This is a genomic window from Methyloversatilis sp. NSM2, assembly GCF_038066675.1.
GTDB lineage: Bacteria > Pseudomonadota > Gammaproteobacteria > Burkholderiales > Rhodocyclaceae > Methyloversatilis > Methyloversatilis discipulorum_A.
On the sequence record NZ_JBBUKV010000004.1, the window covers coordinates 647,972 to 658,128 of the forward strand.

A 10,157-nucleotide genomic window follows, 5' to 3' on the forward strand; every position below is an offset into this window, starting at 1 on the left:
CGACAGCAGCCTGGATCGAAGCCGCCCACCTGCACAAGCGTCGCAGACTTACCCGTGCGAGCGCGATTCCCAGATCTTCTGCAGCCGCTTGACCGAGACCGGCACCGGCGTGCGCAGTTCCTGCGCGAACAGGTTCACCCGCAGCTCTTCGAGCAGCCAGCGGAACTCATCGAGAAAGGGATCGCTGACGCCCGCCCGCGCCCGGGCGATGCGCTCGCGCTCCCACAGCGTGGCGAGCGAGGTCCAGTCGGCCATCGCGCGCGCGTCGCGCGCCGGGTCAGCGCGCAGCTTGTCGATGCGCAGCGCGATCGCCTTCAGGTAGCGCGGATAGTGGGTCAGCCGCTCGAAAGGCGTGCGCTCGATGAAGTGCTTGCCGACCAGCGCGTCGAGCTGGGCGCGCATGTCGGCGCCGGCGTCGGGGTGCGCCTTCAGCGCGATCAGCTTCTTGTTCAGCGCCGCATATTCGGTCAGCACGGCGCCGGCCAGCCGGCCGATTTCCTGCGCCACCAGCGATATGCGCGGGCGCGCTTCGTCGCGCCGCATGGCGAAGGCGTCAGCGTCCTGCGGCCACGGTTCCATCATGCAGCAGCGTTCCAGCGTGGCGGCGACCAGCTGCGCGCGCAGTTCGGCTTCGCTGCCCAGGTTCATGAACTGCATCGCCATGTCGCGCAGGCCGGGCAGGCTTTTCTCGATGAACTTGACCTGGTCGCGCAGTTCCAGCGCGAACAGCCGGCGCAGGCCGCGGCGGTGCACCTCGTGCGCCGCTTCCGGCGTATCGAACACGCGCACGCTGACCGCGTCGCCATCGTCCTGCAGCGCCGGAAAGCCGATCACCATGCGGCCGGCAACCTCGACCTCCATCAGCTCGGGCAGTTCGCCGAAGGCCCAGCTCGTGTAGCGGCCCTCGCCCGCCGCCTGAGCGGCCGCGGCCACCTGCGGTGCAGGCTCGGCGCGACCCTTCTTCGCGGCCGGCGGCGGCACCGGCGCTTTCGCGACAGCGTCGCGCGCGCCGAGCGCGGCCAGTGCGTCGGCCATGCTGCCGCGCGCGCTGGCTGCCTTGCTGTCGGCGGCGGGCAGCTGCGCAGGCGCAAGGTCTTTCGGAGGTGGCACGACCGGCGCCGCGGATGACGACGCAGTCGGCAGCGCAATGCGCGCCTGCTCGAAGCGGCGCGCCACCTCGTCCTTCAGCCGCGTGCGCAGCTCGGCCAGATTGCGTGACTGACCGAGCACGCGACCGTGCTCGTCGATCACGCGGATATTCATGATCAGGTGCGCCGGCAGATTCTCGGCGCGGATCGCGTCCGGCGGCAGCTTGAGGCTCACGTACACCTCGATCGCGCGCGCCAGCACCTTCACCAGCGGCTCCGACTGGTCGTGCTGCTGGGCGAGGAAGTCGGCGACGAAGCCGCTGATCGGCTGGATGCGGTGACGCAGCTTGGGCGGAATGGTCTTCGCGAGCTGCACCACCTTTTCCTCGATCAGGCCGGGCACCAGCCAGTCCAGCCGCGCCGCCGGAATCTGGTTCAGCAGCGTCAGCGGCACGGTCAGCGTGACGCCATCGTCGGCCGCATTCGGCTCGTGCCGGTATTCGAGCTTCAGGCGCTGGCCGAGCAGATCCATCTTCGCCGGGAAACGTTCGCTGCTGACGCCGGCCGCCTCGTGCCGCATCAGCTGTTCGCGTGTCAGGTGCAGCAGCTTCGGGTTGTCGCGCTCGGCGTCGCGGCGCCAGCGCTCGAAGCCGCGCAGGTCGATCACGTCGGCCGGCACGATGGAATCGTAGAAGGCCTCGATCAGCGATTCGTCGACCAGCAGGTCCTGCCGGCGCTGCTTCTCCTCCAGTCGCTCGATCTGCGCGATCAGGTCAAGGTTGTGCTGCAGGAATTTCATCTGCTTCAGCGCGACGTCGCTGACGTCACCATTGACCAGTGCCTCGCGGATCAGCAGCTGGCGGGCCAGCACCGGGTCGGTCTTGCCGTACTGCACGGCGCGCTTGGCGTACAGCGTGATGCCGTGGATGACCCCGCGCTCCCAGGCCACCGTCTCGCCACGGCTTTTCGACCAGTGGGGCTCGTAGGTCGAACGGCGGATCAGGTGCGCGCCCACCTCTTCCACCCACTCCGGTTCGATGCGCGCGATGCAGCGCGCAAACAGCCGCGTCGTCTCGACCAGTTCGGCGCACATGATCCACTTGCCGCCCTTCTTCGCCAGCGCTGAACCGGGGTGCGGCCAGAACTTGATGCCGCGCGCGCCAAGGTAGGGCGGCTCGCCGGCGCGCGCATCCTCGATGCGCAGGCCGAGGTTGCCGAGCAGGCCGGTCAGCAGCGCGCGGTGCAGCGCATCGAAGGCGGCCGGCTGTTCGTTCTCGGGCCACTCGTGCTCGGCACACAGCGTGTGCAGCTGGGTATGCACGTCGCGCCACTCACGCATGCGCAGCCAGTTCAGGAAGTTCACCCTGCACCACTCGCGCTGCTTGGCCTGCGACTGGTGATGCCACACTTCGTCGAAAGCCGCCCAGGCCTTCAGGTACCACAGGAATTCGCTGCGCTCGTCGGCGAACTTCGCGTGCGCCTGGTCGGCCGTGCCGGCACGCTCCTCCGGGCGGTCGCGCGGGTCCTGCACCGACAGGCCGGCGGTGATGATGAGCACTTCCTTCAGCGCGCCGCGGTTGCGCGCCGCCAGGATCATGCGCGCGACGCGCGGGTCCAGCGGCAGCCTGGCCAGTTCGCGCCCCAGCGTGGTCAGCGTGCGTTCCTCGTCCACCGCGCCCAGTTCCTGCAGCAGCTGGTAGCCGTCGGCGATCGCGCGCGGCGCCGGGCGGTCGATGAAGGGGAACTCCTCGACGTCGGTCAGGCCGAGCGACTTCATGCGCAGGATGACGCCGGCCAGCGACGAACGCAGGATTTCCGGGTCGGTGTGCGCGGTGCGCTGCTTGAAGTCGTCCTCGTCGTAGAGGCGGAAGCAGACGCCGCTGGACACCCGGCCGCAGCGACCGGCGCGCTGTTTCGCGGCTGACTGCGCGATCGGCTCGACCTGCAGCTGCTCGACCTTGTTGCGGTAGCTGTAGCGCTTGACGCGCGCCAGACCGGTATCGACCACGTAGCGGATGCCGGGCACCGTCAGCGACGTTTCGGCGACGTTGGTCGAGAGGATGACGCGCCGGCCGTTCGAGCCCTGGAACACGCGCGACTGTTCCTGCGCCGACTGGCGCGCGAACAGCGTCAGGATGTCCGGCTTCACGCCGGGCAGACGCGTATGGTGCTTGCGCAGCGTTTCCGCGCACTCGCGGATTTCCCGCTCGCCCGGCATGAATACCAGCACGTCGCCCGGTCCGCACGAGAAGGCCTCGTCGACCGCGTCGGCTACCGCGTCGTAGAGGTCGCGTTCCTTGTTGGCATCGAACGGCCGCCAGCGCATCTCGATCGGGTAGAGCCGGCCGCTGACCTCGATCACCGGCGCCGGCTTGCCGTTTTGCGCGAAGTGGTTGGCGAAGCGCTCGGCGTCCAGCGTGGCCGAGGTGACGATCACCTTCAGGTCCGGACGGCGCGGCAGCAGCTGGCGCAGGTAGCCGAGCAAGAAATCGATGTTCAGGCTGCGCTCGTGCGCCTCGTCGATGATGAGCGTGTCGTAGGCGGCCAGCCAGCGGTCACGCTGCGTTTCGGCGAGCAGGATGCCGTCGGTCATCAGCTTGATGCGGCTGTCTTCCGACGTGCGGTCGGTGAAGCGGATGGCGAAGCCGACCTCGCGGCCGAGCGGCACGTTCAGTTCCTTCGCCACACGGTCGGCGGTGGCGCGCGCGGCGATGCGGCGCGGCTGCGTGTGGCCGATCAGCCCGCGTGCGCCACGGCCCAGTTCCAGACACAGCTTGGGCAGCTGCGTCGTCTTGCCGGAGCCGGTCTCGCCGCACACGATGACCACCTGATGCGCCGCCAGCGCCGCCGCGATCTCGTCGCGCCGCGCCGACACCGGCAGCTCTTCCGGATACTCGACCTTGGGCGCCGATGCGCGACGCGCAGCCACCCGGGCCTGCGACGCCGCTACGCGTTCAGCGATCTTCGCCGGCCACTTGTCCGGCGCGCGCATCGCCGGCGGCAGTTCGCGCAGCGCGCGCGAAATCGCCGCCGCGTCGCGGCTCATGCACTGTTCGAGCAGGGAATTCAGATCGGGGTGCTGCACTTTCATCGGATCGGGCTGCGGTCTGCGTCGCGCAGAAAGGGCGCCATTGTCCGCGAAAGACGGCGCCTGCGCGAACCGCTCAGCCGCGCAGCAGCTGCCAGCCCCACCAGCCCAGCGCGGTCATCGCCAGCGAACCGAGCACATGAGCCGCCACCGCAACCAGCGCCCAGCCGGTGTGGCCGCGCTCGAACAGCGCAAACACCTCGCCGGAAAAGCTGGAGAAGGTGGTCAGGCCGCCGAGGAATCCGGTGGTCACGAGCAGGCGCAGATGGGCCGGCAACTCGGGCATGGCCTGCAGCACCGCCAGCGCCACCCCCATCAGCAGGCCGCCAATCAGGTTGGCCACCAGCGTACCGAGCGGGAAGCCTGCGAACAGCGGGTTCAGCGCCAGCGAAAGACCCCAGCGCATCCATGCACCCAGCGCAGCGCCGCCACCGACGGCAATGAAGTTCTGCATGTCGCACTACCGGATGTGTTCGAGGCCTGAATTGTAGGGGCAGACCGGGCATCGGCTCGCCTCCTGTGGGAGCGGCCTCTGCTGCCCGCAGGCTTCGATATCCGCCGCAGTCGGGGTCAGGAGACCCCTCCCACAGAACCCCGGCGCCGGCTGCGGGTCGGGTGCATTCCCGGTGGGAGCGAACTTGCTCGCGATTGCCGCATCGATCGAAGCCGGCGGCCGACAACAGCCGCATCGCGAGCAAGCTCGCTCCAACAAAACCGCGGGCGGCGGTTCTGGTCCGGACTCAGCCGGGCGTCAGCCCCGCTTCGGCCAGTTCTGCCGCTCGCAGCACGGCGCGTGCCTTGTTCAGCGTTTCCTGCCATTCGCCTTCGGGCGTCGAATCCATCACCACGCCACCACCGGCCTGGGCGTGCAGCACGCCGTCCTTGATCACCGCGGTGCGCAGCGCGATCGCGACGTCCATGCCGCCATTGAACCCGAGGTAGCCGACTGCGCCGGAATAGATGCCGCGCTTGACCGGTTCCAGCTCGTCGATGATTTCCATCGCCCGCACCTTGGGCGCACCGCTGACGGTGCCAGCCGGGAAGGTGGCGCGCAGCACGTCCATCGCGGTCAGGCCCGGCTTCAGCACGCCTTCGACATTGCTGACGATGTGCATCACGTGCGAGTACTTCTCGACCACCATGCGGTCGGTCACCTCGACCGTACCGGTGGCGGCGACGCGGCCGAGGTCGTTGCGACCGAGGTCGACCAGCATGATGTGCTCGGCGCGTTCCTTCTCGTCCGACAGCAGATCCTCGGCCAGCGCGCGGTCCTCCTCAGGCGTGGCGCCGCGCTTGCGGGTGCCGGCGATCGGACGCACCGTCACCTTGTCGCCTTCGAGGCGGGCGAGGATTTCCGGGCTGGCGCCGACGATGTGCGTGTCGCCCAGATTGAAGAAATACATGTAGGGCGACGGATTCAGCGCACGCAGCGCGCGATACACCGCCATCGGCGTCGTCGCCAGCGGCTTGCTCATGCGCTGCGACGGCACCACCTGCATGATGTCGCCGTCGAAGATGTAGCGCTTCGCCTTCTCCACCGCGGCGCAGTAGGCGTCATGGCCGAAGCCGGATTCAGCGGCCACCGATTCGCCGCGCGGGGTGTCGGGCTCGCGCAGCGGCGAACGCAGGCGCGCGGTCAGCGCGTCGAGGCGCAGATGCGCATTGACCAGCGCGTCCGGCTTTTCCGGGTCGGCATAGACGATGAAGGTGAGCCGGCCGGACAGGTTGTCGAACACCGCCAGTTCGTCCGACAGCAGCAGATGGATGTCCGGCACGCCCAGCGGGTCGGCCTTGTCCCAGCCGGCGGCGAGCCGGTGCTCGACGTAGCGCACGACGTCGTAACCGAAGTAGCCGACCAGACCGCCGGAAAAGCGCGGCAGGCCCGGCAGGTCGGGCACGCGGTAGCGGCCGAGGAAGGCCTGAACGAAGGCCAGCGGGTCGCTGCTTTCCGTCCGCTCGATCACGGCGTCGTCGCGCAGCACCTCGATCCGGTCGCGGCGCACGACGATGCGCGTCTGCGCCGGCAGGCCGAGTATCGAGTAACGGCCCCAGCGCTCGCCGCCCTGCACCGATTCCAGCAGATAGGAATACGGTACGTCGGCCAGTTTCAGATAGGCGGACAGCGGGGTGTCGAGATCGGCCAGTGCCTGGCGCGTGACGGGAATGCGGTTGTAGCCGGCGCGTGCAAGCGCCTCGAATTGATCTTGATTCATGGACAGACCGGAGAGCGGGGTTTTGAACGACGCCGCGGTGTCACCGCGCGCGCCTGACCAGGAGCGGACTCAGGCGGCTCGCCACAGGTACCCGTGCAGGGGCGCGGGCGCGCAGCTGCGGGCGGGTGTCTCCTTGAAAGTCAGGCTGTCCATTCAGTGTTCGGTCGGAAGTGCGACCCGCGAGAGCAGATCGGGGAGCGAAGATAGTAGCCCATCGCAATCTTTTGCGTCCAGCACGCGCCCTTCGCTGTAGCCCCAGGGCACGCCCAGCACCGGAATGCCAGCATTGCGCGCGCAGTCGATGTCGTTGTACGAGTCGCCGACGTGCAGCGCGGCCGACGGCGCCACGCCCAGTTCGCGCACGGCGTGCAAGAGCGGTGCCGGGTCCGGCTTCTTCTGCGGCAGCGTGTCGCCGCCGACCACGCTGCCGAAGAAATGGCGCATGTCCATCTGCTCGAGCAGCGGCAGCGTGAAGTCGACCGCCTTGTTGGTGACGCAGGCGAGCCGGAAGCCGGCCGCCTGCAGCGCCGCCAGCGTTGCGTGCGCGCCGTCGTAAGGCACGGCACGCTCGCCGTTGCGCACGCGGTAGCAGCGCTTGAACACCTCGATCGCCCGCGCGAGAAAAGCCGCATCCTGCGCGCGCTCGCCGAGGCAGCGTTCGACCAGGTTCGGAATGCCACGGCCGACGAACACCCGTACCTCGTCCTCGCGGCGTGGCGGGACGCTCAGTTCGGCCGCCATGTCCTGTGCAGCGGCGGCGAGATCGGGCACGGTGTCGAGCAGCGTGCCGTCGAGGTCGAAGGTGATGGCGGCGACCGTGAAGCGCTGCGTCATGCTCAGACGGCGTCCAGCTGCTTGCGCAGCGCGGCGATCACGCTGTCGTAGCGGTGCGGGTCGCTGTCCTTGCCGGCACCGAACACGGCCGAGCCGGCGACGAAGGTGTCGGCGCCCGCGCGCGCGATCTCGGCGATGTTGTCGATCTTGACGCCACCGTCGATCTCCAGCCGGATGTGGCGGCCGGTACGCGACACATACTCGTCGAGCCGGGCGCGCACCGCGCGCAGCTTGTCGAGCGAGGACGGAATGAAGCTCTGGCCGCCGAAGCCCGGGTTCACCGACATCAGCAGCACGACGTCGAGGCGGTCCATCACGTGGTCGAGGTACTGCAGCGGCGTGGCCGGGTTGAACACCAGGCCGGCCTGGCAGCCGTGCTCGCGGATCAGCGACAGCGTGCGGTCGATGTGCTCCGACGCCTCCGGGTGGAAGGTGATCACGTTGGCGCCGGCCTTGGCGAAATCGGGAATGATGCGGTCCACCGGCTTCACCATCAGGTGCACGTCGATCACCGCCTCGGTGTGCGGGCGCAGCGCCTGGCACACCAGCGGACCGATGGTCAGGTTGGGCACGTAATGGTTGTCCATCACGTCGAAATGGATCCAGTCGGCGCCCGAGGCGATGACGTTGCGCACTTCCTGGCCGAGGGCGGCGAAGTCGGCGGACAGGATGCTGGGGGCGATCAGGTAATCCAGATTGGTGGTGCTCACGGTACGGCTCCGAAGGTCGAAGCCGCGATTGTATCGGGTCGGGCCCGCGCCTTCCTGCCGCAGCGCTTGCCGCGTCATCAGACTTCGGTTAAATAAGGGCCATGGCCGAAGCGAAAAAATACGAAGTGACGGTGAGCGTGCAGGCACGCTATGTCGAAGAGCAGTCCGACCCCGAGGACAGCCGCTTCGTGTTCGCCTACACGGTCAGCATCACCAACACCGGCACCGTGCCGGCGCAGCTGATCAGCCGGCACTGGATCATCCGCGACGCCCACAACGCCGAACAGCAGGTGCGCGGGCTCGGTGTAATCGGCCAGCAGCCGCTGCTCAAGGCCGGCGAGAAATTCGAGTACACCAGCGGCTGCGCGCTGAACACCCCGGTCGGCACGATGCGCGGCAGCTACCAGATGGTGGCCGAGGACGGTACGCAGTTCGAAGCCGACATTCCCGAATTCACGCTGGCCATGCCGCGCGTGCTGCACTGAGCGACGGGGCGATGTCGCTCGCCTCGTCCTACACCCGCCTCGCTCCCCTCTACGACACGGTGGTCGCTGCCGCGTCGCTCGGCGCTCGCCGTGCCAGCCTGGCCCACCTGCCGCGCACCTCGTCCGACGTGCTGCTGGTCGGTGTCGGCACCGGGCTGGACCTGCCCCACCTGCCCGCTGATCACCGTTACACCGCGATCGACTTCAACGCGGCCATGCTCGCGCGCAGCCTGCCGCGGGCCTCCGGCCTGAACTACGCGGCGGTGCGCGGCGACGCGATGCGCCTGCCCTTCGCCGACGCACAGTTCGACTGCGTGGTGCTGCATCTGATCGTCGCCGTGGTGCCGGACGGCGCCGCCTGCCTGCGTGAAGCGGCGCGCGTGCTGCGCCCCGGCGGTGCGGCGCTGGTGCTGGACAAGTTCCTGCGCCGCGGCCGCCCTGCCCCGCTGCGCCGGCTGCTGTCGCCGCTGGCGGGTCGCATCGCCACCCGACTCGACGTCGTGCTCGAAGACGTACTGGACGGCCTGCCCTTCGGCATCGTCAGTGACGAACCGGCGGCCTTCGGCGGCTGGTTCAGACAGGTGAGACTGCTGCGTACCTGAGCCGGCTCACGCAGCGGTGCGGCCGAGACGCCGCATGCGTTCGTGCCAGCGCGCCCGCCCGGCGTCGTCCATCGCGTCTACGCTGCCGATCAGCGTAGTGCGCACCGGCTGGATGCCGACGAAATGCAGGATGTTGTGCTTGAAGCTCATGACGCCGTGCGCCAGATAGAAGGTGCGGAACAGCCAGGCCGGCATGCCCATGGCTACCACCAGCCGCGCCGAACGTCCGGTGAGCAGCCGCGTGAAGGGATTGCGCCCGCGCCCTTCGCCGATCGCGAAACCCGGGCGGAACACCTGTTCGAAGAAGGCCTTCAGCACCGCCGGCAACGTGCCCAGCCAGATCGGAAAGAACACCACCAGATGTTCGGCGTCGGCGATCAGCGCCTGGGCCTGCGCGATGTCGCCCTCGGCCGGCGCCGACCACTCGGCTTTCGAGCGCAGCAGCGGAAAGGCGAGCTGGCTGACGTCGATCACGCTGACCGCATGCCCCGCTTCACGCGCCGCGGCGACATAGCTGTCGGCCAGCGCGCGCAATAGCCCGGGGCGGGATTCCGGGTGACCCTGGATGACGACGATGCGGCTCATGACCGGGCTCCTGCGATGCACAGACCTTCATCATGACCAGCCGAAAGCGTTCGGCCCTTGAGCGGGATCAGGGTCGCGTTTCGAACGGCAGGAGTGCGCTACGGGCGTGGAACACAGCCAGCGGCACACCGCGGCCGCGTCGCGGCCAAGGCCGCTCCCACAGAGGACGCGCCCAGACCCTCGGCCGGTGCCCGGGCTGGGTTTCTGTGGGAGGGGTCTTCTGACCCCGACAGCGGCGGCGGGTTGGGCGCGGCGCCAGTTCGAGGTCCTGTCGGCAGCAATCGCTGCCTCCCAACGGGTCGTTCGCTCCGCCTCGGAGCGAAGACCGTGGGAGCGAGCTTGCTCGCGATTGCAGCCTCGATCAAAGGCGGCGGCAGGCAACAGCCGCGTCGCGGCCAAGGCTACTCCCACAGGGAATGCGCCCGATCCGTGGCTGGCGTCGGGATTCTGTAGATACTGTTATCCGAGTCAAGCACCGTGAGCGGTTGGGTCGAAAGGTTTGCCGGATCGGAGAACGCCAAAGGCGACGTGGATGAGCTTGCGCATCATTGC

The 10,157-nt window shown here is 68.6% G+C and carries 8 protein-coding genes; 2 read left to right on the forward strand and 6 right to left on the reverse strand.

The genetic code is table 11. The annotated features are described in order from the left end of the window. Nucleotides 1-48 precede the first annotated feature (48 nt). From hrpA to rpe, 5 genes are all read right to left on the reverse strand, one after another. Nucleotides 49-4,179, reverse strand: coding sequence for an ATP-dependent RNA helicase HrpA (hrpA, locus tag WJU27_RS10725; RefSeq protein WP_341422106.1), 4,131 nt, complete (start codon nt 4,177-4,179; stop codon nt 49-51). Between the two features lie 73 nt (nt 4,180-4,252). Next, the gene (crcB, locus tag WJU27_RS10730) at nt 4,253-4,630 is read right to left on the reverse strand and encodes a fluoride efflux transporter CrcB (protein ID WP_020163703.1); all 378 of its coding nucleotides are present in this window, start codon (nt 4,628-4,630) and stop codon (nt 4,253-4,255) included. A gap of 286 nt (nt 4,631-4,916) precedes the next feature. After that, complete coding sequence (gene trpE / locus WJU27_RS10735) at nt 4,917-6,389, reverse strand: anthranilate synthase component I (RefSeq protein WP_341422107.1); 1,473 nt, start codon at nt 6,387-6,389, stop codon at nt 4,917-4,919. Nucleotides 6,390-6,542: 153 nt separating this feature from the next. Next, a complete protein-coding gene (locus tag WJU27_RS10740) occupies nt 6,543-7,223 on the reverse strand; it encodes a phosphoglycolate phosphatase (protein WP_341422108.1) in 681 nt (226 codons plus the stop codon). Between the two features lie 2 nt (nt 7,224-7,225). Further along, nucleotides 7,226-7,933 carry a ribulose-phosphate 3-epimerase gene (rpe, locus tag WJU27_RS10745; RefSeq protein ID WP_341422109.1) on the reverse strand — a complete coding sequence of 236 codons (708 nt, stop codon included), beginning with the start codon at nt 7,931-7,933 and terminating at the stop codon, nt 7,226-7,228. 101 nt (nt 7,934-8,034) lie between these two features. On the opposite strand from rpe, the gene apaG reads away from it, so the two are divergent. Both apaG and WJU27_RS10755 read left to right on the forward strand, forming a co-directional pair. Continuing rightward, nucleotides 8,035-8,418 (forward strand): Co2+/Mg2+ efflux protein ApaG, encoded by a 384-nt coding sequence (apaG, locus tag WJU27_RS10750; protein ID WP_020163699.1) that lies wholly within the window; start codon nt 8,035-8,037, stop codon nt 8,416-8,418. 11 nt (nt 8,419-8,429) lie between these two features. Continuing rightward, complete coding sequence (locus WJU27_RS10755; RefSeq protein WP_341422110.1) at nt 8,430-9,020, forward strand: class I SAM-dependent methyltransferase; 591 nt, start codon at nt 8,430-8,432, stop codon at nt 9,018-9,020. Between the two features lie 6 nt (nt 9,021-9,026). On the opposite strand, the gene WJU27_RS10760 is transcribed toward WJU27_RS10755, so the two are convergent. Continuing rightward, a complete protein-coding gene (locus WJU27_RS10760; protein WP_341422111.1) occupies nt 9,027-9,605 on the reverse strand; it encodes an NAD(P)H-dependent oxidoreductase in 579 nt (192 codons plus the stop codon). Between the last annotated feature and the right edge of the window lie 552 nt (nt 9,606-10,157).